This is a genomic window from Luteimonas sp. A478, assembly GCF_054052025.1.
Window position 1 is genome coordinate 67635 of sequence record NZ_JBSVRF010000005.1, and the last position, 22202, is coordinate 89836.

Annotated in this window: 21 protein-coding genes and 1 riboswitch; of the genes, 10 read left to right on the forward strand and 11 right to left on the reverse strand. The window is 66.9% G+C overall.

Annotation, left to right across the window (positions count from 1 at the left end; translation table 11 throughout):
• Positions 1-106 precede the first annotated feature (106 nt).
• Positions 107-2131, forward strand: coding sequence for a sodium-translocating pyrophosphatase (locus ACW7G3_RS10895; protein ID WP_456982764.1), 2025 nt, complete (start codon positions 107-109; stop codon positions 2129-2131).
• A gap of 111 nt (positions 2132-2242) precedes the next feature.
• Here the strand turns inward: ACW7G3_RS10895 and ACW7G3_RS10900 are convergent, their stop codons facing one another.
• The 3 genes from ACW7G3_RS10900 to ACW7G3_RS10910 form a co-directional block, all read right to left on the reverse strand.
• Positions 2243-2770, reverse strand: a complete 528-nt coding sequence (locus ACW7G3_RS10900; protein ID WP_456982765.1) for a hypothetical protein — start codon at positions 2768-2770, stop codon at positions 2243-2245.
• A 258-nt stretch (positions 2771-3028) separates the two neighbouring features.
• Positions 3029-4567 carry a M91 family zinc metallopeptidase gene (locus ACW7G3_RS10905; RefSeq protein WP_456982766.1) on the reverse strand — a complete coding sequence of 513 codons (1539 nt, stop codon included), beginning with the start codon at positions 4565-4567 and terminating at the stop codon, positions 3029-3031.
• Between the two features lie 129 nt (positions 4568-4696).
• Complete coding sequence (locus ACW7G3_RS10910; RefSeq protein ID WP_456982767.1) at positions 4697-6274, reverse strand: M91 family zinc metallopeptidase; 1578 nt, start codon at positions 6272-6274, stop codon at positions 4697-4699.
• A gap of 216 nt (positions 6275-6490) precedes the next feature.
• Here ACW7G3_RS10910 and ppa point away from each other — a divergent pair, with 216 nt between their 5' ends.
• The 3 genes from ppa to ACW7G3_RS10925 all read left to right on the forward strand — a co-directional run bounded on the left by ppa (position 6491) and on the right by ACW7G3_RS10925 (position 8181).
• Positions 6491-7024, forward strand: a complete 534-nt coding sequence (ppa, locus tag ACW7G3_RS10915) for an inorganic diphosphatase (protein ID WP_456973193.1) — start codon at positions 6491-6493, stop codon at positions 7022-7024.
• An 80-nt stretch (positions 7025-7104) separates the two neighbouring features.
• Positions 7105-7863 carry an RNase A-like domain-containing protein gene (locus ACW7G3_RS10920; RefSeq protein WP_456982768.1) on the forward strand — a complete coding sequence of 253 codons (759 nt, stop codon included), beginning with the start codon at positions 7105-7107 and terminating at the stop codon, positions 7861-7863.
• Positions 7864-7881: 18 nt separating this feature from the next.
• Positions 7882-8181, forward strand: coding sequence for a contact-dependent growth inhibition system immunity protein (locus tag ACW7G3_RS10925; RefSeq protein ID WP_456982769.1), 300 nt, complete (start codon positions 7882-7884; stop codon positions 8179-8181).
• A 24-nt stretch (positions 8182-8205) separates the two neighbouring features.
• Here the strand turns inward: ACW7G3_RS10925 and ACW7G3_RS10930 are convergent, their stop codons facing one another.
• The gene (locus ACW7G3_RS10930) at positions 8206-8811 is read right to left on the reverse strand and encodes a DUF4136 domain-containing protein (protein ID WP_456982770.1); all 606 of its coding nucleotides are present in this window, start codon (positions 8809-8811) and stop codon (positions 8206-8208) included.
• Positions 8812-8913: 102 nt separating this feature from the next.
• Positions 8914-10794 carry a phosphomethylpyrimidine synthase ThiC gene (thiC, locus tag ACW7G3_RS10935; RefSeq protein ID WP_456982771.1) on the reverse strand — a complete coding sequence of 627 codons (1881 nt, stop codon included), beginning with the start codon at positions 10792-10794 and terminating at the stop codon, positions 8914-8916.
• Positions 10795-10873: 79 nt separating this feature from the next.
• Positions 10874-10974, reverse strand: a riboswitch (TPP riboswitch).
• A gap of 54 nt (positions 10975-11028) precedes the next feature.
• Between thiC and ACW7G3_RS10940 the strand changes: the two genes are divergently transcribed.
• From ACW7G3_RS10940 to ACW7G3_RS10960, 5 genes are all read left to right on the forward strand, one after another.
• The gene (locus ACW7G3_RS10940) at positions 11029-11997 is read left to right on the forward strand and encodes a homoserine kinase (protein WP_456982772.1); all 969 of its coding nucleotides are present in this window, start codon (positions 11029-11031) and stop codon (positions 11995-11997) included.
• Positions 11994-13070, forward strand: a complete 1077-nt coding sequence (locus ACW7G3_RS10945; protein ID WP_456982773.1) for a CNNM domain-containing protein — start codon at positions 11994-11996, stop codon at positions 13068-13070. The genes ACW7G3_RS10940 and ACW7G3_RS10945 overlap by 4 nt, the downstream gene beginning before the upstream one ends.
• An 85-nt stretch (positions 13071-13155) precedes the next feature.
• Positions 13156-13830 (forward strand): TetR/AcrR family transcriptional regulator, encoded by a 675-nt coding sequence (locus ACW7G3_RS10950; protein ID WP_456982774.1) that lies wholly within the window; start codon positions 13156-13158, stop codon positions 13828-13830.
• A gap of 144 nt (positions 13831-13974) precedes the next feature.
• Positions 13975-14637, forward strand: coding sequence for a protein-L-isoaspartate O-methyltransferase family protein (locus ACW7G3_RS10955; RefSeq protein ID WP_456973175.1), 663 nt, complete (start codon positions 13975-13977; stop codon positions 14635-14637).
• 61 nt (positions 14638-14698) lie between these two features.
• Entirely contained in the window at positions 14699-16048 is a 1350-nt protein-coding gene (locus ACW7G3_RS10960; protein WP_456973173.1) for a TolC family outer membrane protein, read from the forward strand.
• Between the two features lie 27 nt (positions 16049-16075).
• Here the strand turns inward: ACW7G3_RS10960 and waaA are convergent, their stop codons facing one another.
• Entirely contained in the window at positions 16076-17401 is a 1326-nt protein-coding gene (gene waaA, locus ACW7G3_RS10965) for a lipid IV(A) 3-deoxy-D-manno-octulosonic acid transferase (RefSeq protein WP_456982775.1), read from the reverse strand.
• A 49-nt stretch (positions 17402-17450) separates the two neighbouring features.
• Between waaA and lpxL the strand changes: the two genes are divergently transcribed.
• Complete coding sequence (lpxL, locus tag ACW7G3_RS10970) at positions 17451-18365, forward strand: LpxL/LpxP family Kdo(2)-lipid IV(A) lauroyl/palmitoleoyl acyltransferase (RefSeq protein WP_456982776.1); 915 nt, start codon at positions 17451-17453, stop codon at positions 18363-18365.
• An 11-nt stretch (positions 18366-18376) separates the two neighbouring features.
• Here lpxL and ACW7G3_RS10975 read toward each other — a convergent pair whose 3' ends face one another.
• The 5 genes from ACW7G3_RS10975 to ACW7G3_RS10995 all read right to left on the reverse strand — a co-directional run bounded on the left by ACW7G3_RS10975 (position 18377) and on the right by ACW7G3_RS10995 (position 22198).
• A complete protein-coding gene (locus tag ACW7G3_RS10975; RefSeq protein ID WP_456982777.1) occupies positions 18377-19711 on the reverse strand; it encodes an O-antigen ligase family protein in 1335 nt (444 codons plus the stop codon).
• Positions 19689-20813, reverse strand: a complete 1125-nt coding sequence (locus tag ACW7G3_RS10980) for a glycosyltransferase (RefSeq protein WP_456982778.1) — start codon at positions 20811-20813, stop codon at positions 19689-19691. Before ACW7G3_RS10980 ends, ACW7G3_RS10975 begins: the two co-directional genes overlap by 23 nt.
• Positions 20814-20840: 27 nt before the next feature.
• Positions 20841-21041: a zinc-finger domain-containing protein gene (locus ACW7G3_RS10985; protein WP_456973165.1), complete on the reverse strand. Its 201-nt coding sequence runs from the start codon at positions 21039-21041 to the stop codon at positions 20841-20843.
• A gap of 76 nt (positions 21042-21117) precedes the next feature.
• On the reverse strand, positions 21118-21546 hold the full coding sequence (locus ACW7G3_RS10990; RefSeq protein WP_456982779.1) for a hypothetical protein: 429 nt from the start codon (positions 21544-21546) through the stop codon (positions 21118-21120).
• 49 nt (positions 21547-21595) lie between these two features.
• Positions 21596-22198: a response regulator transcription factor gene (locus ACW7G3_RS10995; protein WP_456973161.1), complete on the reverse strand. Its 603-nt coding sequence runs from the start codon at positions 22196-22198 to the stop codon at positions 21596-21598.
• Positions 22199-22202 lie beyond the last annotated feature (4 nt).

The following is a 22202-nucleotide window of genomic DNA, read 5'->3' on the forward strand; positions in this document are numbered from 1 at the left end:
GCCAACCCCGTGTTTGCGCCATTGGCGCACCCCAGGCCCTGTGCCATAGTCGGCAGGCTGCCAATTATCGGGCGCATTTTCGATGCATCACTCTGGGAGGGGTTTCATGCTCGAGCAATATGGTCTTTGGCTGGCGCTTGGATGCGCCATCATCGCGATTCTCTATGGCGTCATCGCGGCGCAGTGGATCAACCGGCAACCGGCCGGCAACGAACGCATGCAGGAGATCGCCGGGGCGATCCAGGAAGGCGCGCGTGCCTATCTGAACCGGCAATACCTGACAATCTCGATTGTCGGCGCGGTGCTTTTCGTGCTGGTTGGACTGTTCCTGAACTGGCCCACGGCCATCGGCTTCCTGCTGGGTGCAGTGCTGTCCGGCGCGGCCGGCTATATCGGCATGAACGTATCGGTACGCGCCAACGTGCGCACCGCCGAAGCGGCCCGCAACGGCATCAGCGCGGCGATGGAGGTGGCCTTCAAGGGCGGTGCGATCACCGGCATGCTGGTGGTCGGCTTGGGCCTGCTTGGCGTGGCCGGATACTGGGCGGTGCTCAACCTCATGGGCATGCCGACCGAGGACGTGTTGCACGCGCTGCTGGGCCTGGCGTTCGGCTCCTCGCTGATCTCCATCTTCGCCCGCCTGGGCGGCGGCATTTTCACCAAGGGCGCCGACGTGGGCGCGGATCTGGTGGGCAAGGTCGAGGCCGGCATTCCGGAAGACGACCCGCGCAATCCCGCGGTGATCGCCGACAACGTGGGCGACAACGTTGGTGACTGCGCCGGCATGGCCGCCGACCTGTTCGAAACCTACGCGGTTACCGTGATCGCGACCATGCTGCTGGGCTTCCTGATGGTGGCCGAGGTCGGCAGCAACGGCGTGCTGTACCCGCTGGTGCTGGGCGGCGCCTCGATCATCGCTTCGATCATCGGCGCGATGTTCGTCAAGGTGAAGCCGGGCGGCTCGATCATGGGCGCGCTGTACAAGGGCGTGATCGTGTCCGGCGTGCTGGCTGCGGTGGCCTTCTACCCGATCACCACCGCGCTGATGGCCGACAACGTCCACGGTGCCAACGCCATCTTCGCCTGCGCCATCATCGGCCTGGTGCTGACCGGGGCGATCGTATGGGTGACCGAGTACTACACCGGCACCCAGTACAAGCCGGTGCAGCACATCGCGGCTGCCTCCACCACCGGCCACGGCACCAACATCATCGCCGGCCTCGGGATCTCGATGAAGGCCACGGCGCTGCCGGTCATCGCGGTGTGTATCGCGATCTGGGCGTGCTTCGAGCTCGGCGGGCTGTACGGGATTGCGATCGCGGCCACCGCGATGCTGTCGATGACCGGCATGATCGTGGCCCTGGACGCCTACGGCCCGATCACCGACAACGCCGGCGGCATCGCCGAGATGGCGGACATGCCGCCGGAGGTGCGCGCGGTCACCGACCCGCTGGACGCGGTCGGCAACACCACCAAGGCCGTCACCAAGGGCTATGCGATCGGCTCAGCCGCGCTGGCGGCGCTGGTGCTGTTCTCCGACTACACCCACAACCTTGAGACGCACCTGGGCGTGGAGACCACGTTCGACCTGTCCAACCACATGGTGATCATCGGCCTGCTGATCGGCGGCCTGATCCCGTATCTGTTCGGGGCGATGGCGATGGAGGCCGTGGGCCGCGCCGCGGGCTCGGTGGTGGAAGAGGTGCGGCGCCAGTTCCGCGAGATCCCCGGAATCATGCAGGGGACCGCCAAGCCGGACTACAGCCGCGCCGTGGACATGCTGACCAAATCGGCGATCAAGGAAATGATCATCCCGTCGCTGTTGCCCGTGGCGGTGCCGATCGTGGTCGGCCTGCTGCTCGGTCCGCAGGCGCTGGGCGGGCTGCTGATCGGCACGATCGTCACCGGCGTGTTCGTGGCGATCTCGATGACCGCCGGCGGCGGGGCGTGGGACAACGCCAAGAAGTACATCGAGGACGGCAACCACGGCGGCAAGGGCAGCGAGGCCCACAAGGCCGCGGTCACCGGCGACACCGTGGGCGATCCCTACAAGGACACCGCCGGCCCGGCGATCAACCCGCTGATCAAGATCATCAACATCGTCGCGCTGCTGATGGTGCCGCTGCTCTGAGCGCACCGGCTACAGCCTGACCATACAAAGCGGCGGCCCCAGGGCCGCCGTTTCTGTCACACCCGTCCGCGATGGACCCTGCGGCGCAGCGGAAAAACCGGGCAGCGCCGATCAGTCCGCAAATGCCCCGCTGCGGGTATCAAACCACGGCGTGCACAGCAGCTGCTGGCTGCCGGCAAGCGTGAACGATGCCTGCCAGACCTCGATGCCCGCACCCTGCTCCGGGGAGCGGAACAGCTCGTCATCAAACGGGGCAACCCCGAGGCACCAGCGGACCCGGTCCGGCTGGTCGCCCACCAGCGGTGCGAAGCTGAAGTCACCCTCCAGCACGCCATCGGCAGCAAGCCGGGCCGCCAGCGGAACCGGCGGCAGAGTGGGGCTGGGCTCCGGCAGCGGCAGGGCCTTGTGGCTGAGCGTCAGGCCGCCGTCTTCCTCATGGAACACGGGGTCGCCCACTTCACCAACCGGCAGGCGCCTGGTCAGCACTGCATGGCGGTTGCCGCGGTCGAACACCGCCAGGTCCGCGCTGCCGGTGTTGTGCACCCGGTAACGCACCTGAAGCGGCCCTCCGGCCGCGGCTTCAAACGCAACCTCCAGACGAACGTCGTTACCTTCAACCGTGGTGGTGGCGCTGGGCATTGCTGCTGTCTCCGTCGCTTCGTTGGCCTGATCGTAACCGGCAGACTGGCCCTGCGCACAAGCAGTGCTGGCTCCTGCTGCAATCGCCAGGGCAAGCACTGTGCGGGCTGCTGCAGCGGTGGAAAAACTGGATGTCATGCGATGTCACCTCGGGGTTCGGAACGATCTACCGGAGCATAAAAAAAGCGGGCAGTCTGTTGAACAGACTGCCCGCCCTCTCCGTCCCTGGAGAAGCAACCACTGCCTTCCGGCAGAAGGTTACAGCCTGTAGCTGGGGCGATCGGGCAGCCCCATTTCCCGACGGATTCCGTTCTCCGTCAGATGGATCGGATTGTGGGTGGTGGGCGGGGTGGACGGATCACCGTCGTAATCAAAGGGATCGTTGGAGGTTTCCAGACCCACCGCCTGGCGCTCGGCATTGGAGATGCCGTTATCGGGTCCACCACCGGTGTAGTTGCCCGGCTGGAACGTGCCGGTCACACCGTTGAATGCGTGCGAGAGCTCGTGGAACAGGACCACGTTGGAGGAGGGAAACGCGTCCATGTGGAATGAGGGGTTGTAGCTCACCAGCACGTCGGAGCCGCTGCCGGCCTCACCGTTGCGGATCTCGGCATTGCGGCGATCCATGGTCTGGGCGAAGCCATTCTGCTCATTGGCCAGTTCGCGGATGGTCACCACGTTGCCCTTTTCGGCCGCGGCATCCAGTTCGGCCAGCATCTGCTGGCCTGCCGGCGAGGCGCGCAGGAAATCAAGCTCTGCCTCCATGCGCTCGCGGAAGGTATCCGAACCCGTCACTTCGATACTGCGGCCCAGCTCCGGATCGATCTCCACGTTGATCACAGTCGGCGCAGCCATGCCCGCGGTGTTGATCAGGTCGCTGGCCTTGGCGTAGACGGTATCCCCCGCCCCGGCCCCGTTCACCGTACTCGTACCCGCGCCAGCGTAAACGGTGTTGGCGTCTCCGCCCACGAGGTTGATTTCGTCATTGCCGCCGCCGGCGGAAATGATGTTCTGACCGCCACCGCCGTGGATGACGTCATCACCGCGGCCGCCGTCGATGTAGTTGAATCCGCCACCGGCGTGGACCTGGTCGTTGCCGCGTCCGCCATAGACCACGTCGGCGCCGTCGCCGGTGTGGATCACGTCGTCACCGCTGCCGCCGTCGATGTCGTTGCGCCCGCCGATGGTCTGGATGAAGTCATTGCCATCACCGCCGAGAATGCGGTCGTCACCCATGCCGGTCACGATGTGGTCATCGCCGGCACCGGCGTCCACCACCATGTTCACGGTCACGTTGGGCGCGGCCTCGATGACGTCGTTACCGGCGCCGGTGCGGATGGTCAGCTCCTGGCGCTCGGTCAGGCGCACTTCGTACGACTCACCGTTGACGTCGATGTCCAGGGTGCCGTCATCGCGCTGGCTGACCCGCACATGCGCGTCGCCCTGGGTGTTGGTTGTGAAGACCACCTGGTCGCTGGTAATGCTGGTGGAAAAAAGCCCGGCCTGGGTCTGCTCACGGGTCACCGTGGCCTGCTCACCCTGGTGCAGCTGGGCGTTGCGGATGTTCTTGCCGTCGGGGGTCTGCTTGCCGGGCAGGCTGCTGCCCGCGTCGGTGCCGCTGATGGTGACGGCGCCGTCCGTGGCACTGTCATTGGAAGTCTCGACCGGCGCGCTCATGTCGCTGCGCAGCGGTGCCTCTGCAAACTTTTCACCACCGCCCACGGAGGTATCCCAGTACTGCTGCTGGGCCTGCACAAGGGAAGCGGAACTGGCTGTGGGATCAAGATTCAGCGACATGGGACCGTCCTGGTCAGTGTTGTACGGGGGAGGTATTGGGGCTCAACAGCCGGCGCGGGCCAAGCTGGGGCCGACCCTGGGAACGGCTGCACAGTCCGCTCCGGGTCAGATCACGCGATAAAACGCCTGTCAGAAATCGTTGTAGCTCGGGCGCAGGTCCAGCCCCATTTCCTCGCGGATCCCGTTCTCGGTCAGCGGGAACGGGTTGGTGTTGGTGATCCGGCCGTTGCCAAAGTCGAAATCGGGATGGCTCGTGGGCAGACCGACGGCCTGGCGCTCAGGATGGATCAGCCCGAAATCGGGATGGCTCATGCCCTGCTCCCCGCCGTCGTACTCACCCGGCATGAAGGTGCCGGTGACCGCGTTGAAGCCGTGCGCCATCTCGTGATACAGGATCACCGACGGTGCCGGCAGCCCTTCCACGAAGAACGACGGGTTGTAGGCGATGGTCACGTTTGAACCGGGGGCGGCTTCACCATTGCGGATGTAACCGATCTGCATGCTGGCGTAGCCGTTCTGCTCGTTCTGCAGCTCCATGATGGTCACGCTCTTGCCGTTGCCATGGGCCGCATCGAACTCGGCCAGCATCTGCTGTCCGTATGGCGAGTTCTGCATCATGGCGATGTCGGCCTGCACGCGGCTGACGAACTCCTCCGAGCCCTCGATCACCAGGCTCTGGCCCAGCGCCGGATCCAGGACCACGTTGACCACGGTATTGCTGGCGCCGTCATCCGCGCTGATGCGATCTGAAATCGCATCCGGTGCGTAGATCACGTCGGCGCCACCATTGTTGACCACGCTGGTGTCATTGCCGGCATACACGCGTGAATCACCGGTCCCGGTGTGGATCACGTTGCTGCCCAGGCTGCCGACCAGGATGTTCTGCCCGGCCACGCCATCGATCCTGTCGTCACCGGCACCTGCGTCGATGTAATCGATGCCCTGGCCGCCGCTGATGTTGTCATTGCCATCGCCGCCGTAGAGCACGTTGCGGCCCTCGCCCAGCACGCTGATGCTGTCGTCGCCGGCGCCGCCGTAGACATAGTTGTTGCCGGTGCCGACCTGGATGGTGTCGTCACCCTCGTTGCCGAAGATGCGGTTGTCACCGCTGCCCAGGGCCTCGATGGTGTCGTTGCCCTCGCCGCCCTCGATGACGAAATTCACCGTCACCCCGGAATCCACCTTGATCACATCATCCCCACCCTGGGCGCGGATGGTGATCTCCTGGCCCCGGGCCAGACTGGTTTCGAAGGTCTCGCCGTTGACGTCGAAGTTGACCGCGCCATTGGCGCCCTGGGTGACCTGGATGTTGTCGTCACCGTCACCGGCGGTAAACACCAGCTGGTCACTGATGATGTACCAGACTTGGTTGCCATCCTCGTCCTGCCCTTCGGTCAGCGTCCGTTCGCGGCTGATGGACACTCCGGCGGTCTGGTGCAGCGGATCGCTCAGGATCGGGTTGCCGGTGGTGGTTTCGGCCTGCGTCTGGGCGCCGGAGTTGGTGGCATTGCCATCGATCCGGGTCGCGCCGAACTCCGCGCTGCGACTCTGCGGCTCGCGCACCTGGCCCGCTTCATCGGCACGCGGTGCATTCGCCACTTCCTGGGGGCTGACCCGGGTGAGATGGTCGGTCGACGGATTCCAAACCTCCATCTGGCCGCGCTGGGCTGTATCGATCGGGGTCTGCGACGGGAGTTGGACGGACATTTCGGGTGCCTCCGTGGATACGATGGGGACATAGATACGCCCCCGTATGGACCTGTCCAAGCTGGGGCGTTCCCCAGCTGGGGTTTTCCCGAGGTGGTCGGCGGGGTGCACAATGCCCCGCCAGGCACGGCATGCTGCGTCGCAGCAGAAACCCGTTAAAATAGGGGCCCTTTCCAAACCCCCTGTGCGCTGCCGCGCGCATGTCGGAGACCTTTTATGGCCCCCCTGCACCTGATCCGGACCGGCGACAACCCGCCGGATGAAATCAACGTCGTCATCGAGATCCCCAAGGACTCGGAGCCGGTGAAGTACGAAGTCGACAAGGACAGCGGCGCGATCTTCGTCGACCGCGTGTTGTCCACGCCGATGCGCTATCCCTGCAACTACGGCTATGTGCCCAACACCATCTGCGGCGACGGCGACCCGGCCGACGTGATGGTGATCCTGCCGCTGCCGCTGGTTCCCGCTTCCGTAATCCGCTGCCGTCCGGTGGGCGTGCTGAAGATGTCTGACGAGGCAGGCGCCGATGAGAAGCTGCTGGCCGTGCCGGTACCCGAGGTGTTCGCCGGCTATGCCCACGTCACCGACATCGGGCACGTCTCCCCGCACTGGCTTGAACGTATCGGCCACTTCTTCCAGCACTACAAGGACCTGGAAGAAGAAAAGTGGGTGAAGCTGGAAGGCTGGGGCGACGCCGAGGAAGCCAAGCGCCTGCTGGTTGACGCCATGGAACGCTACAAGGCGGGCTGAGCCCCTAGGGTCGGCACCAGATAGGCCTCGCGGGGATGGCGCCTTAGGCTTGGCGCCATCTTCCTTGATGCCGGCCTGCCATGAACCCCATCAACGCGTCTTCACCGCTCCCGCTGCTGGATGCGGCCTCTGCGCTCCCCCATTCCCGCCTTGACGCCCACGCGTTTGCGTTGCATGCCGCAAGCGCCGGGCCGGACCTTGCCGGTCACCTGGCCGACCTCGCAGCCGAGGGCACGCTGGGCGAATTCCTGGACCAGACCCGGGCCGCAGTCGGCCTGGCTGACCAGACCCCATTTCTTGCCGAGCGGCTTGACCCTGCCCTGACCGTCATCCGTGATGCGCTGGCCGGGCTGGACACCAGCGACCTGCCGCGCACCGGGCGCGATGCGGTGGCTGACACCCTGGCCCTGCTCGACGCCCATCTGGAAAACACGGACATCGACACCGGCATCCAGGTGCCCGGAGGCGGGCTGCAGGCGCATGAAGACGCTGGCGGCCACCTGATCGACCGTCATGTGGGCAAGAGCGAGCAGTGGCTGGTGGACCGGGTGCGCAATGACAACATCAGCGCTGCCTCCAGCTTTCGCGACCTGCCCGAGGCGGAATACTTCGTGGCCCAGACCCTGGGTGAGCACTCCGGGGATATCGAAGCCTGGCTGGACGGCAAGGGTGGCAACCGTCTGGTGGTGGATGCACGCTTTGATGCCACCACGGGCATTTCCGTGGCCCGCGGTCAGGACCATGCCGAGGACGTGTTCTCGGTCAGGGTAGTGCTGGAGCGCTCGGACCGACTGGACATCGGCTATAGAATCATCACCGGTTACCCTTCCGCACCCTGATCGGCTGGATGATTACGCATGAGCGATTTCCCCACCCTGCAGAACCTGTTTTCCGCCTACTTCCACCAGGACTGGTCGCTTGAGCATGACAGCGCCGATGCAGTCGTGGACGCCTGGCGCGAGGGCGAGGGCGATGAATACATCGCCCGTGCCCGGGAAGAGCTGGACCGTCTGCTGGCACGCGATCTGGACGACGCTGCCCTGGGCGCCGCCGTGCGGGCGCTGGGCAGCGAGTATGACCCGACCCGCGACGGGTCCCGCACTGATGGCGGCTGGCGCGACTGGTTGACCTCCGTCCAGCGGCGGCTGCACCCCTGACCCCGGCGTGGAGCCGGGCCGCGCCTACATCGGCGGCGCGGCCATTCCCGCACGATGCGGGTAGCGGGAAAAGATCTCCCCGATCGTCTGGCTGATCCGCGCCTCGCGGTTCTCCGCATTGACGTTGGCGACCCTGCCCACCGCAATTCCTTCCCAGACCAGCCGGTTCTGGGCCGAATCCACCAGGTCCACGTTCATGGTGCCCTCGGTGTAACGGCTGACGTGGGTACGATCGTGCCAGTACGGCACCGCTACATAGCGGCGCGCACGGTAGTGGTAGTAGTAGCCGTAATCCACCGTGGGAATGGAACTCACATCGGTGCGCCGCTGCATATAGGCGTTGACGTTGACCCGCAGGTCCGGATTGGCCTGATCAAAAACATAGCCGCGCGCCTGCATCTCGCGTTCGACCGAGCGCTTGACGATCTCGCTGGTAGCGGTTTCATAGCCATAGGCTTCCACCGCCAACGGCTCATAGAAGGCCCAGGTCCGGTACGAAGAGAAGTCGGCGCGCGGATCAGCTTCGGTGCTGATGCGGGGGCCGGTGGCGCAGCCGGCAAGCATCAGCACCGCACACAGGGTTGCAACCCAAGCGGTACTCCAGACTGTCGTTCGGCGGATGGCGTGCATGGCGGTTCTCCGGAGGGGCGTGCCAAGGGCGTGCTTGGCACGCCCGCTGATATCCATATACGCCCGACGGCGTCGAACCGGCGCGACGACCGCATGAAGCATTTATTCACGCTGGTAGAGCAGCCCCCCGCCGGCGCGGAACTGCTCCGCCTTTTCCGCCAACCCGGCCTCCAGCGCCGCAGTGCCGTCCATCTGCCGGCCCGCGGCGTAGTCGCGCACGTCCTGGGTGATCTTCATGCTGCAGAAGTGTGGTCCGCACATGGAACAGAAGTGGGCGAGCTTGTGCGCCTCCTTCGGCATGGTTTCATCATGCATCGACTGCGCTTTTTCCGGGTCCAGGCCGAGGTGGAACTGGTCCTGCCAGCGGAACTCGAAGCGCGCCTTGCTCAGCGCGTTGTCGCGCACCTGGGCACCCGGATGGCCCTTGGCCAGGTCCGCGGCGTGGGCGGCGATGCGGTAGGCCATGATCCCGTCGCGTACATCCTCGCGGTTGGGCAGGCCCAGATGCTCCTTGGGCGTCACGTAGCACAGCATGGCGGTGCCGAACCAGCCGATCATGGCCGCGCCGATGGCACTGGTGATGTGATCGTAGCCGGGAGCGATATCCGTGGTCAGCGGGCCCAGGGTGTAGAACGGCGCCTCGCCGCAGGCAGCCAGCTGGCGGTCCACGTTCTCCCTGATCAGCTGCATGGGCACGTGGCCGGGCCCCTCGATCATCGTCTGCACGTCGTGCTTCCAGGCGATCCTGGTCAGCTCGCCCAGGGTGTCCAGCTCGGCAAACTGGGCTGCGTCATTGGCGTCTGCGATGGAGCCCGGGCGCAGCCCGTCGCCGAGGCTGAAGGCCACGTCGTAGGCCTTCATGATTTCGCAGATGTCCTCGAAGTGCTCGTACAGGAAGCTCTCGCGGTGATGGGCCAGGCACCACTTGGCCATGATCGAGCCGCCACGGCTGACGATCCCGGTCACGCGCAGGGCGGTCAGCGGCACGTGCTGCAACCGCACGCCGGCATGGATGGTGAAGTAGTCCACGCCCTGCTCGGCCTGTTCGATGAGGGTGTCGCGGAAGATGTCCCAAGTCAGCTCCTCCGCCCGGCCGTCCACCTTTTCCAGCGCCTGGTAGATCGGCACGGTGCCGATCGGCACCGGCGAATTGCGGATGATCCACTCGCGGGTTTCATGGATGTGTTTGCCGGTGGACAGGTCCATCACGTTGTCCGCGCCCCAGCGGATCGCCCACACCAGTTTCTCGACCTCCTCGGCGATGCCGGAACTCACTGCGCTGTTGCCGATGTTGGCATTGACCTTGGTGAGGAAGTTGCGGCCGATGATCATCGGCTCGCTCTCAGGATGGTTGATGTTGCAGGGCAGGATGGCGCGGCCGCGGGCAATTTCGTCGCGCACGAATTCCGGGCTGACGACCTGGGGTATCGCGGCCCCGAACGATTCGCCCGGGTGCTGCGCCAGCAAGCCGGCATCGCGCACCGCTTCCAGCCGCTGGTTCTCCCGGATCGCCACGAATTCCATCTCCGGCGTGATGATGCCCCGGCGCGCGTAATGCATCTGGGTGACGTTGCCGCCGGCCAGCGCGCGACGCGGCGGACGGCGGCTGGGGAAGCGCACGGAGTCGAGCCTGGCATCCGTCTCGCGGTCACGACCGAACCGCGAACTCACCCCCGGCAGCACCCCGGTGTCGCCGCGCTCCTCGATCCAGCCGGCGCGCAGTGGAGGAAGGCCCCGGGCGAGGTCGATCGTCGCGTCCGGATCGGTATAGGGACCCGAGGTGTCGTAGACGGTCAGCGGAGGATTGTCCTCGCCTCCAAACAGCGTGGGCGTCGGGGTCAGCGCGATCTCGCGCATGGGCACGCGCAGGTCCGGGCGCGACCCCGGTACGTGGATTTTCTGCGATCCCGGAATCGGGCGGGTGACGGATCCGGAGAGTTCTCCGGCCTGCTGCAACAGGGTGGGAATGGCGCTTGCGTTCATCGGCATCGTCCTGGAATGGAGGGGACGAAGCGGCGGCGCATGCTGTGCACGCATCGCCCCCGGCAAACCGCGGGCGATACGGCACTTCTGCGAAGCTTCCCTACGCCGGTATTAACCGGATCAGGTTCGAAGGGTCTGTCTCAACCGCGCCAGCAGCGCGCGGTACCCCCGCTTCAGCGGCCATTGGAGCATGAAGCCGCGGCGCGGGCCAACAGGCCGCTATGATCGTCGCTCATGCACGCCACCCCCTCCCGCACCGCCACCGCATTCGCCCCGGCCAGCGTCGGCAACATCGGCGTCGGCTTCGACCTGCTCGGCCATGTGGTCGAAGGACCGGGCGACACCGCCACGGTACGACGCCTGCAGGAACCGCTCGTGCGCGTGGCGCGGGTGACCGGCCAGGCACCGGGCATCGGATCAATTCCACTGGAAGCGCGCGCCAATACTGCAGGAAGCGCCCTGATCGCACTGCGTGAGGCGTTGGCCCTGCCGTTCGGGTTTGAAGTGGAGCTGGAAAAAGGGATCCCGCTTGGCTCCGGCATGGGCGGCTCAGCCGCTTCCTGCGTGGCCGCGCTGGTCGCCGCCAACGCGCTGCTGGAAACGCCACTCGACCGCGACGCGCTGTATCCATTCGCACTGGACGGGGAATCGGTGGCCAGCAACAGCCGCCAGGGCGACAACGTCGCGCCGATGCTGCTCGGTGGAGTGGTGCTGGCCACGGCCGAGCGCATGATCCGCCTCTCGGCTCCCGACTGGCTGCATTGCGTGCTGGTCCATCCCGACCAGGTGCTGGAAACCCGGCGCGCACGCGAAGTACTTGCCGATCCCTACCCGCTGGCCACCATCGTTGCCCACAGCGCCCACCTGGCCCAGCTCCTGCTTGGGCTGGAGCGCGCTGATCCCGGACTGATTCGGGCCGGACTGCATGACGTGCTGGTGGAGCCGCGCCGCGCCGCGCTGATCCCCGGCTTTGACCGGGTGAAAGCTGCCGCCCTGGATGGCGGCGCGCTGGGCGCCAGCATTTCCGGCGCCGGGCCCGCAGTGTTTGCCTGGTTTGATTCGCGCACGGCGGCGGAAACTGCAGCGCCCGCCATGCGCACGGGCTTCATCGATGCCGGCTTCGACGCCACGGCCTGGGTCTCGCCCGTGGCCGCCACCGGTGCCCGGCTCCTTTCCCCCACTTCGCAGATCCCCCGCCCATGACCCTGCTCATCATCTACGTTGCCACTGCGCTGGGCGTGTCCTTCCTGTGCTCGATCCTGGAGGCGTCGCTGCTGACCATCACCCCCACCCAGATCGAGGCCGGCAAGAACGACAACCAGCGCTGGGCGCAGGTGTACGGGGAAATGAAGGCGGACGTTGACCGGCCGCTGGCCGCGATCCTCACCCTCAACACCGTGGCCCATACCATGGGCGCGGCTGGGGCCGGGGCGCAGTACGCGCGGGTATTCGGCTACGGCAGCGAAGCCCTGTTCGCCGTGGCCCTGACCGCGGCGGTGCTGATCCTGACCGAGATCATCCCCAAGACCATCGGCGCCCGCTACGCGGTCGGCGTGGCGCCGTTCGTGGCCCGGGTGCTGCCCGTGCTGGTGGTGGGGCTGGCGCCGCTGGTGTGGTTCTCCCAGCAGCTGACCCGCGTGATCACCCGCGGCCGTCCGGCCCCACTGCCCAAGCATCGCGATGAACTTCTGACGGTGGCGCGCATGGGCGAGGATTCGGGACAGCTGCTGCCCGGCGAAAGCCGCGTGCTGCGCAACGTGCTGCAGCTGGACGCGGTGAAAGCCGGCGACATCATGACCCCGCGCACCGTCGTCTTCGCCCTGCCCCAGGACACACCGCTGCAGGAGTTCGTGGCCGCGGTGGAAGAGTCGCCGTTCACCCGCATTCCGGTCTACGAAGGCGACGATCGGGCGGACATCACCGGCTTCGTGCTCAAGAGCGAAGCGCTGATGCGCCATATCCAGACCCGCGACAACCCCGCCCCGACGACCCTGGCCGATCTCGCCCGCCCCCTTGCTTCCACACTGGACAAGATGCCGGTTGACCGATTATTCCGGCACTTCATCAGCGAAGGCCATCACATCCTGCTGGTAGTGGACGAATACGGCACCGCCGTAGGCATCGTGACCCTGGAAGACGTGGTGGAAACGGTATTCGGTTTCGAGATCGTGGATGAGCTGGACACCATCCCCGACCTGCGCGTCTACGCCCGGGAGCTGTGGTTGAAGCGTGCGCAACGCAGCGGCGTGAAGGATGCAGCGAGCCAGCGCTACTGACTCACAGCTGCGCCCTGACCTCCAGCATTACTGAACCTCCCGGTTCAGCATATTTACAGAACTGACAGGTATCATATTGCCGGTGATGATGCCCTCCAGCACCAAGAAAGCCGCCCGGCCCACTGCCAGCCCGGGGCGCCCCAAAGACCTGGCCAAGCGCGCCGCCATTCTCGAGGCGGCTGAACGGCTGTTCCTGCAGCATGGCTTTGAAGGCGTGAGCATGGACCAGATCGCCGCCACGGCGGACGTTTCCAAGCTCACCGTCTACAGCCATTTCGGCGACAAGGACACCCTGTTCACCGAAGCTGCAAAGGCCTATTGCGAACAGCAGATGCCAGGCTCGGTGTTCGAACCTGCGCCCGGGGTGCCGGTGCGCGAGCGCCTGCTGGATATTGCCCGCAGTTTTTTCTCCATGATCAGCGCGCCCGAGGCGGTGGCCGGGCATCGCCTGCTGTGTTCGCCGCAGATGGTGGAAAAGCGGCTGGCCGAGCTGTTCTGGGAAGCCGGCCCCGGACGGGTGCAGAAAGAGTTCGCGCATTTCCTGAGGCGCCGCATTTCGGCTGGCGACCTGGAGATCGACGACGTTACCCGTGCGTCGGCCCAGTTTTTTGCGCTGGTTCGCGGAGAACTGCACATGCGCATGGTGTTTGACTGTCACCACCACCCCGAAATGGCCCAGGCCGAACAGGAGCGCGCCCATCTTGAGGCTTGCGCGGACATGTTCTTGCGCGCCTACGGCACTTCGAAGGCCCGGGCTTGAGCCCGCCGTACCAGGTTGCCCTGCCCAGCGGCCCGGTGACTTTCGGCACTCAGTGCCGGACAACCGCTGCAGCGATGCTGTTTCCAGCGCAATTGCGCCCATCCCCCGGTAAACTTGCGTTCCCCGCGATCGAGACCGCCAAAGATGACAATTGATTACGCCCAAACCCGCGATGCCATGGTCGAACAGCAGGTTCGTCCCTGGGATGTGCTGGATGCGCGCGTGCTCGAGGTGTTGGGCACGTTGCCGCGCGAGGAGTTCGTGCCCGCGCCCTACCGTTCGGTGGCCTACGGAGATCTTGAGATCCCACTCGGCCATGGCCAGCGGATGCTCAAGCCGGTGCTTGCCGGACGTGCGCTGCAGGCGCTGCGCCCGCAGCCGGGCGAAGAAGTGCTGGAGATCGGCACCGGCAGCGGCTACGTCACTGCCGGCCTGGGTCTCATGGCCCGCGAAGTGCTGAGCCTGGAGCGCGAGGCCACCCTGGCCGACGCCGCCCGCCAGCGCCTGGTGACCCTTGGCGCCAGCAACGTGTCGGTGGAACAGGCCGACGTTTTCAGCTGGAACACGGAACGCCGCTTTGACGTGATCTGCGTGAACGCAGCCGTCGCCGAGGTCCCCGCCCGTTTCATCCAGTGGCTGCGTCCGGGTGGACGCATGTTCATTGTCCACGGGCGCGCCCCGGTGATGGAAGCGGTGGTGATCCATCGTGATGGCGACGATGTCAACGCCACGCGCACCGAATCGTTGTTTGATACCGAGCTCGACTATCTGGCAGGCGCCGAACCGGTGCCTGCGTTCCACCTGTAACCGCGGACCGTACCCGGGCCATGCCCCCGCACGGCCCTCCGGAACCCACAAGGATTTCTACATGCTGCGTCCTCTCGCCCTAGCCCTGTCCCTCGCCCTGCTCCCGGCCGCCGCCCAGGCCGCGGACCTGATGACCACCTATGAGATGGCCCGCACCGGCGACCGCCAGCTGTCCATCTCCGAGTCCAGCCGCGATATCGCCCGCGAGGGACGCGTCCAGGCCCGGGCCAACCTGCTGCCATCGGTCAGCGGCAGTGGGTCGATCGGCCGCAACTACGTGGCCGGCCAGTCCGGTGACAACCGCAGCCGCACCTGGGGCATCGGCCTGCAGCAGACCGTGTTCGACCTCGGCCAGATCGCCAATTACCGTGCGCAAAAAGAGCTGGACACCGCCGCAGGGTTCGATCTGAACGCCGCCAACAGCGAACTGATCACCCGCACCTCGGCCTCGTACTTCGACGTGCTGGTGGCGATCGAAACCCTGGCAGCCGCCATTGCCGCGGAAGAAGCGCTGCAGAAGCAGTACGACTTCGCCGACCGGCGCCTTGAGGTCGGTCTGGCACCGATCACCGACGTGCACGAAGCCCGCGCCCAGTACGACACCGCCCGTGCGAATGTCCTGCTGGCCCGCAATGCGCTGGAAGACGCCTACCAGGCCCTGGCCGAGATCACCGGCGTACCGGTGCGCGACCTGCGTGCGCTGCCGGAGGACTTCCAGCCGTCCTTGCCCACCGATGGCGGCGTAGAGCAGTGGGTTGCCAGCGCCTTTGCGCAGAACCCCAACCTGCAGGCCGCCGAATATGACGCGCGCGCTGCCGAACACGGCGTGACTGCCGCCCGTTCCCAGCACCTTCCGCGGGTCACCCTGGGCGCCGACTACAGCAACCGCGCCGGCTGGGGTGATTTCGGCAACCCGGACGTGCCGGGCCAGCCGCGCAACAGTGAAAACGAAGGTTACGGCGTGGGTCTCAACCTGACCGTGCCGCTGTTCGCCGGCGGCGCCATCCGTTCCGGCGTGCGCGAGGCGATCTCGCGCCGCGACATCTCCCACGACAACCTGGAACTGACCCGCCGGGCGCTGGAGCGCAGCACCCGCGCCGCCTACAACGCGGTAGTGGCCGGAGTGAGCGAAGTCGAGGCCAGGCGCCAGGCGGTGGTCTCGGCGCGCAGCGCGTACGAAGCATCGCAGGTGGGCCTGGAAGTCGGGACCCGTACGGTGGTGGACGTGCTGATCAACCAGCAGAACCTGTTCAACGCCGAAAGCAACCTGGCGGACGCGCGCTACCGCTTCCTGCAGAGCCGTCTGCTGCTGGCCCAGGCCGCCGGCACCCTGGACATTTCCGACCTGCGGGAAATCAATGCCCTGCTGACCGTGTCCGCTGAAGCCCAGCTTCCGTCCTCGGTCGAGTAACCCGGCAACGTATTCCGGCGGGCCTGCTCAGGGCCCGCCCTGCCCCGCGGCTGGCGGCCCCGCAGCTGGGGGCATGTCCGCCCTGATCACTTCCAGCGTGCGCTGCACCGCCCCGCGCCCGTCCTCCACCAGCTGGGCGGCGGCCCCGGCCATCTGGCTGCGCCGCTGCGGATCCTCCAGCAGCCTCTCAAGCTCGGCGCCAACCGCCTCGGCATCGCGGCCGACGCACAGCGCGTCCACCTCCCTGAGCCGACGGGCGATGTCGGCAAAGTTGTGCAGGTGCGGACCGGTGACTATCGCGGTGCCGGTGGAGGCCGGCTCCAACAGATTGTGTCCTCCCACGTCCTGCAGGCTGCCGCCGACAAACGCCACGTCGGCGCAGGCATAGAAGCTGGTCAGTTCACCCAGGGTATCGATCACGAACACCGCATCGGCGGAGTCCGGCTCGCGGGTGAGGGTGCGGGTGGCGGTGCGCATCCCGGCTTCAACGGCCTGCTGGGTGACCGCACGGAAGCGCTCCGGATGCCGCGGCGCCCACAGCAGCAGCAGATCCGGCCAGCGCTTGCTCAGCCGGGCGTGGATGGCCAGCACCGCGGCCTCTTCATCCACATGGGTACTGGCGGCGATCCATGTCGGCCGCTCACCGGCCCGCTGGCGGAACTGGCGGGCGAACTCGGCCAGTCCGGGATCAACCTCCATGTCGTATTTCAGGTTGCCGGTCACGGTCACCTGCTGCTCCAGCGCGCCGAGGCGGCGGAAGCGGCGCCCGTCCTCCACCGACTGCGCAGCGATCACGCGCACCGTGCGCAACGCACGCGAGACCAGCGGCCGCAGGGTCCGATAGCCCCGCAGCGAACGCGCTGACAGACGCGCATTGACGATGTACAGCGGCACGCCGTAGTCACGGCAGCAGAACAGCAGGTTCGGCCACAGCTCGGTCTCCACGATCAGGCCCAGCTGTGGCTGGAAGTGATCCAGGAACCGATGCACCGCCCCGGACAGGTCATAGGGCAGATACACGTGTTCAACCCGCTCACCCCACAGCTTGCCCACCCGCGCCGAGCCGGTCGGGGTGATGGTGGTCACCAGCAGGCGCATGCCCGGGCGCAGCTCAAGCAGCGCGTCCACCAGCGGCGCGGCGGCATTGACCTCGCCCACCGATACGGCATGCACCCACAGCGTGGCCCGGTGTGGTTCGTCCGAATAGGACGCATAGCGCTCGCCCCAGCGCTGGAAATATTCCGCCTGGCGGAAGCCCCGCCAGATCAGGTGGTACACCGTCACCGGCACCAGCACATACAACATGGCCGAATACAGGGCGCGCAGCAGGCGTTCAACGATGGTTTCGCGCATTGAACAAGGATAGCCGTTCATCAAAGGCATGGAGCCCTACAATCTGCATATGTCGAACAAAGACCCCCTGCCCCGCCCGCCACTGTCTCCCCGCCACTGGCCCACCTGGCTTGGAATTGGCCTGGCGGCTGCGCTGGCCCGCTTGCCATGGTCGCTGCAGCGCGCGCTCGGCCGGGCGCTCGGGGCAACGCTGCGCCTGGCCCTGCGCAGCCGCCGCGCGGTGGCTGCCCGCAACCTGGAACTGTGCTTCCCCGAGCTGGATGCCAGCGCGCGCGAACGCCTGCTGCGCGAACACTTCGCTTCACTCGGCATCGCCCTGTTTGAATTCGCGCGCGCATGGTGGGGCTCGGTCGCCCCGCTGCGTCGCGGTCTGGTGGTGGAAGGCCTGGAGCACATGGACGCCGCACGCGCGCAGGGTCGCGGGGTGATCGTGGTGTCGGGCCACTTCACCACGCTGGAGGTCTGCGGACGCCTGATGTGTGAGTACGCGCCGCTGGCGGGAATGTATCGCCCGCACGCGCAGCCGGTGATGGAGTGGGCGGTGCGCCGCGGGCGTGCGCGCTATGCGGCGGCCATGTTCCCCAAGCAGGATGTCCGCGGCACGTTGCGCCACCTCAAGCGTGGCGGCCTGCTCTGGTACGCACCCGACCAGGATCCCAGCCGCGGCGATGCGGTTTACGTTCCGTTCTTCGGCCAGCCTGCCCACAGCCTGACCTCCACCCATCAGCTGGCGCGGATGTCGGGGGCGGCGGTGCTGCTGTTCCAGCATGAGCGCCGCAGCGATGGCGGCTACACGCTGCGCCTGCGGCCGGTCGATGACTTTCCCTCCCGGGACGCGACGGCGGACACCGCCCGGATCATTGGCGGGATCGAAGAGATGGCCCGCGCGGCACCGGCGCAGTACCTGTGGATCCATCGCCGCTTCAAGCGCCGTCCGGACGGCAAAGACGTCTATTCCAACTGACTCCGGCGGATTCAGCGGGCTTCTTCGGACCCGGCCGGCGGCTCGTCGCTGCCAAGCAGGCTGCCGGCATAGAGGGCCGCCAGCATCAGGGTCAGCCCACCCCAGAAGGTCGAATAGAACGCCAGATGGGTGTTGAGCGGAAACACGGTGACCGCCAGCGCAAGCATGGCGGGGCGCGCCCGGTTGCGCGCATCACCATCGGCATAGCGCCACGCACGCCAGGCCAGGGCCGCCCCGGCCAGCCACAGCAGCAGGCCGATGATCCCGGTTTCACTGAGCACCTCCAGCACGATCTGGTGGGCATGGAAGGCAGGCCCGTCACCCCAGGCCGCCAGGTGTTCCGGATCAGGATCGCAATCCGGATAGGCGGCGCGGAAGCCGCGCACGCCCACGCCATTGAACGGACTCTGGCGAACCATGCACAGCGCCGCGCTCCAGATGCGCAGCCGCCCCGACAGCGCCACGTCCACCCCGGACTCATCAGCGGTGGCCAGCTGCGCCGTGCGCTCCACCCGCTCCTGCACCTGCGGGGACACCAGCGCCAGGGCAACAAGCGTCGCCGCCCCGCCGGCAAACACCACCAGCATCCGCTTCCAGCCCAGCAGGTTCCAGCCGGAAAAGACCAGCACCAGCGCATAGGTGATCCACGAGGCACGCGCCCCGGCCAGCAACACCACCAGCCCCAGCGCAACGGCCGCCACGACCCAGCCGCCGATGCCGAACCGCTGCGCCGCCGGGAACAGCAGGAACGGAGCCAGGCTGGCCAGCACCAGGCCCAGCTTCAGGTTGCATGGACCCAGCACGCCGCCCAGCCGGTCGGCGGCCATCACCTGCTCCGCCGTGCACATGGGCCGGTCGCTGAGCAGCTGCTTGATGCCATCGATGCCGAAGAACAGCGGGCTGGTACCAAAGAATGCTTCCACCAAACCGTCCACGCTCCACAGCGCAACGATCACCGCCAGGCCGCCGAAGGTGATCTTACGGCCGCGGCCATTGGCCACTGCCGATGCCACCAGCCACAGGAACGGCAGGTAGCGCAGGTCCACCAGCGCCTCGCGCAGGGATCGCTGCACATCCACCGCATCGATCGCGGAGATCAGCTCAGGCACCCAGTAGGCGCAGAACAGCACACTGGTCAACGCCCAGGCCTGCGGACTCAGCAGCGCGGTGCCGTGGGCGAAACGCGCCATCAGCAGCCGTGAGATCGCCACCAGCGCGCCCAGCACCATCACACCCTCGGCATAGCCGGGTGCGGGCCACAGGGCCACGAAGGCGAGGACGAAATGGGGCGACCAGCGCCATCCCGGCGCGGCCGCAGCCTGGTCAGCGGTCGTAGAGTTCGTCATACACGGAAAGCGTGGCGTCCTGCATCGCGGACAGGGTATACGGGATGGTACCCGGAGGGTCGGGTGGCGCATCAAGCAGTGTGCAGGCACTCGCGATCAGGGCCTGGATGTCGAACGGCGCCACGGCTCCGTCCGGCGCCAGCTCGCGCAGCACCTCGCCCACGCCGCCGTGCTCCCACCCCAGCACCGGACGACCCACCGACAGCGCCTCCAGCACGGTGCGCCCGAACGCCTCCGGCTTGCGCGAGAGCTGCAGGACCAGGTCGCTGGCAGCGTAGGCTTGGGCAATGGCGGATGTGGGCGGCGTCATCGCCACCGCATCCCCGATGCCGAGTGCGACGGCTTCGCGCTCCAGCTCGGCCAGATAACGCTCACGCCCGGGCTCACGCATACCCGGCATCCACAGCCGCGCATCCATTCCCCCGGCACGCAGTCCGGCCAGGAGCGCCAGCGCATCGGCATGCCCCTTCAGCCGTGTGCCGCGCCCCGGCAGCAGCAGCAGCGGACCATCCCCGGTCAGGGCCGGGAACTCCGCCGCCACTTCGGCCCGGGCGCCCCGATCGGGAGACCGGCGCCGCGGGAAGGCTGCCGGATCGATTCCGCGCGGAATCACCCGCAGCTTCTCCGGTCCGATCTGCGGGTAGTGGCGGCACACATAATCACGCACCGTGTGCGATACGCAGATCACCCGCTCGCCGCTGGCCATGATCGCGCTGTAGCGCGAGGGAGAGTTGAGCCCGTGGACGGTAGTGACCCAGCGCGGCCGCAGCTCGGGAGGCAGGCCGCGCAGCGCGCGCCAGCCCAGCCAGGCCGGCAGCCGGGACCGCGCATGGACGATATCGGCGCCCGCATCCTGCAGCATCCGCCGCAGCGCTGGAACGTGGCGCAGGGTCAGCAGTGATTTGCGGCCGATATCCAGTTGCAGGTGCACCGCTCCCACGGCTTCGAGCGCGGGCACAAGGCGTCCGCCTGCGGAAACCACCAGCGCACGGTGTCCGGCGCGCACCAGCGCCTGGGCAATTTCAATAGTGGAGCGCTCGACGCCACCGGACTCAAGCGCCGGCAGCAGTTGGACTACCGTCAGGCGTTTTCGAGCGGACACGGGGGCGGCGTGCCTGCGGCCGCGGCCTCAGTCAACCAGCACGAAGTGTGCGCTGCAGTACGGGCAGTTGGTCTCGCCACCGTCGTCCTCGATCGGCAGATATACGCGCGGATGCGAATTCCACACGGCCATGGACGGAAGGGGGCAGCTCAGCGGCAGCTCGCTGCGACGGACCTCATAGGTCTGCCGCGCATTGGCCTGTTCGGAAGATGTGGTGGCTGCTGTCATGGCAAATGGAATGCATCAAATGGACCGGCGCCCAGTTTAACCTGTCCCCGCGTGGGCGACCGCGGCAGGCACCGGCTCAGCTGATCCAACCGCGTTTCGCCGCCCGCCGCGCGTACCAGACCAGGGCTGTGGCGATCCCGATCAGCAGCACCGCCATGGGCAGCCCGGCCGCACCGGAGACCTGCCAGGCCGGCGTGAATATGTAAACCCCGGCCATCTGCAGGGTCACCGCCAGCAGCGAAAGAGCGAAGGCCGGCACCGCCCAGGCCCGCCGCAGCAGCAGCCCGAACGATCCGGCGACACCGGCAAATACGGCCACAGCGTAAGCAATCGTCAGCCAATCCGGCATGGCCTCGTACACCAGCCGGCGTCCTGGCGCCATGGCTTCAACCTGCTCCGGGGTGATGCCGGTCTGCATGATGAACATCACCACCCCGACGATGTTCCAGAACAGGGCAAGCCAGCCGATCACCCGCAGGCTGGCGGATACTTTCAAATTGCTCATGGGTCTGTCCCCTGTGGTCTGGCAGCAGTGTATGCCGGCACGTCGCCGACTACAGCCAGCCCTTCTGTCGTGCCAGGCGATAGGCCTCGATGCGGTTGCCCACGCCCAGCTTGCCGATCGCCTCGGAGAGGTAGTTGCGCACCGTGCCCTGCGACAGGTGCAGCTGCGCCGCGATGTCCCCGGCGGACCGTCCTTCGCCGGCCAGGCGCAGCACCTGGCGTTCGCGGTCGCTGAGCGGGTCGGCCTCGGACCAGGCTTCCAGCGCCAGCTGCGGGTCGATCGCGCGCCCGCCGCCGTGCACCTTGCGCAGCGCCGCGGCCAGCTCCTCGGCCGGCGCGTCCTTGAGCAGGTAGCCGGACACGCCCGCATCCAGCGCCCGGCGCAGATAGCCGGAGCGCGCAAAAGTGGTGACGATGACCACCTTGATCGGCAGCTCATGGCGCCGGATCCGCTGGGCAAGCTCCAGCCCGGTCAGGCCCGGCATCTCGATATCGGTCACCAGCAGATCTGGCTGCAGCCGCTGCAGCTCGCGCCATGCGCTTTCGCCGTCGGCGCAGGCGCCAAGCACTTCGATATCGGGCTCAAGGCCCAGCAGTGCGGAAAGCGCGCCGCGCACCATGGCCTGGTCCTCGGCCAGCAGGATCCTGATCATCCGC

Excerpts from the sequence above, each read along its gene's own strand:
- ACW7G3_RS10895 (WP_456982764.1), top strand. The coding sequence starts at position 107 with ATGCTCGAGCAATATGGTCTTTGGCTGGCGCTTGGATGCGCCATCATC.
- ACW7G3_RS10900 (WP_456982765.1), bottom strand. The coding sequence starts at position 2,770 with ATGCCCAGCGCCACCACCACGGTTGAAGGTAACGACGTTCGTCTGGAG.
- ACW7G3_RS10905 (WP_456982766.1), bottom strand. The coding sequence starts at position 4,567 with ATGTCGCTGAATCTTGATCCCACAGCCAGTTCCGCTTCCCTTGTGCAG.
- ACW7G3_RS10910 (WP_456982767.1), bottom strand. The coding sequence starts at position 6,274 with ATGTCCGTCCAACTCCCGTCGCAGACCCCGATCGATACAGCCCAGCGC.
- ppa (WP_456973193.1), top strand. The coding sequence starts at position 6,491 with ATGGCCCCCCTGCACCTGATCCGGACCGGCGACAACCCGCCGGATGAA.
- ACW7G3_RS10920 (WP_456982768.1), top strand. The coding sequence starts at position 7,105 with ATGAACCCCATCAACGCGTCTTCACCGCTCCCGCTGCTGGATGCGGCC.
- ACW7G3_RS10925 (WP_456982769.1), top strand. The coding sequence starts at position 7,882 with ATGAGCGATTTCCCCACCCTGCAGAACCTGTTTTCCGCCTACTTCCAC.
- ACW7G3_RS10930 (WP_456982770.1), bottom strand. The coding sequence starts at position 8,811 with ATGCACGCCATCCGCCGAACGACAGTCTGGAGTACCGCTTGGGTTGCA.
- thiC (WP_456982771.1), bottom strand. The coding sequence starts at position 10,794 with ATGAACGCAAGCGCCATTCCCACCCTGTTGCAGCAGGCCGGAGAACTC.
- ACW7G3_RS10940 (WP_456982772.1), top strand. The coding sequence starts at position 11,029 with ATGCACGCCACCCCCTCCCGCACCGCCACCGCATTCGCCCCGGCCAGC.
- ACW7G3_RS10945 (WP_456982773.1), top strand. The coding sequence starts at position 11,994 with ATGACCCTGCTCATCATCTACGTTGCCACTGCGCTGGGCGTGTCCTTC.
- ACW7G3_RS10950 (WP_456982774.1), top strand. The coding sequence starts at position 13,156 with ATGATGCCCTCCAGCACCAAGAAAGCCGCCCGGCCCACTGCCAGCCCG.
- ACW7G3_RS10955 (WP_456973175.1), top strand. The coding sequence starts at position 13,975 with ATGACAATTGATTACGCCCAAACCCGCGATGCCATGGTCGAACAGCAG.
- ACW7G3_RS10960 (WP_456973173.1), top strand. The coding sequence starts at position 14,699 with ATGCTGCGTCCTCTCGCCCTAGCCCTGTCCCTCGCCCTGCTCCCGGCC.
- waaA (WP_456982775.1), bottom strand. The coding sequence starts at position 17,401 with ATGCGCGAAACCATCGTTGAACGCCTGCTGCGCGCCCTGTATTCGGCC.
- lpxL (WP_456982776.1), top strand. The coding sequence starts at position 17,451 with ATGTCGAACAAAGACCCCCTGCCCCGCCCGCCACTGTCTCCCCGCCAC.
- ACW7G3_RS10975 (WP_456982777.1), bottom strand. The coding sequence starts at position 19,711 with ATGACGAACTCTACGACCGCTGACCAGGCTGCGGCCGCGCCGGGATGG.
- ACW7G3_RS10985 (WP_456973165.1), bottom strand. The coding sequence starts at position 21,041 with ATGACAGCAGCCACCACATCTTCCGAACAGGCCAATGCGCGGCAGACC.
- ACW7G3_RS10990 (WP_456982779.1), bottom strand. The coding sequence starts at position 21,546 with ATGAGCAATTTGAAAGTATCCGCCAGCCTGCGGGTGATCGGCTGGCTT.
- ACW7G3_RS10995 (WP_456973161.1), bottom strand. The coding sequence starts at position 22,198 with ATGATCAGGATCCTGCTGGCCGAGGACCAGGCCATGGTGCGCGGCGCG.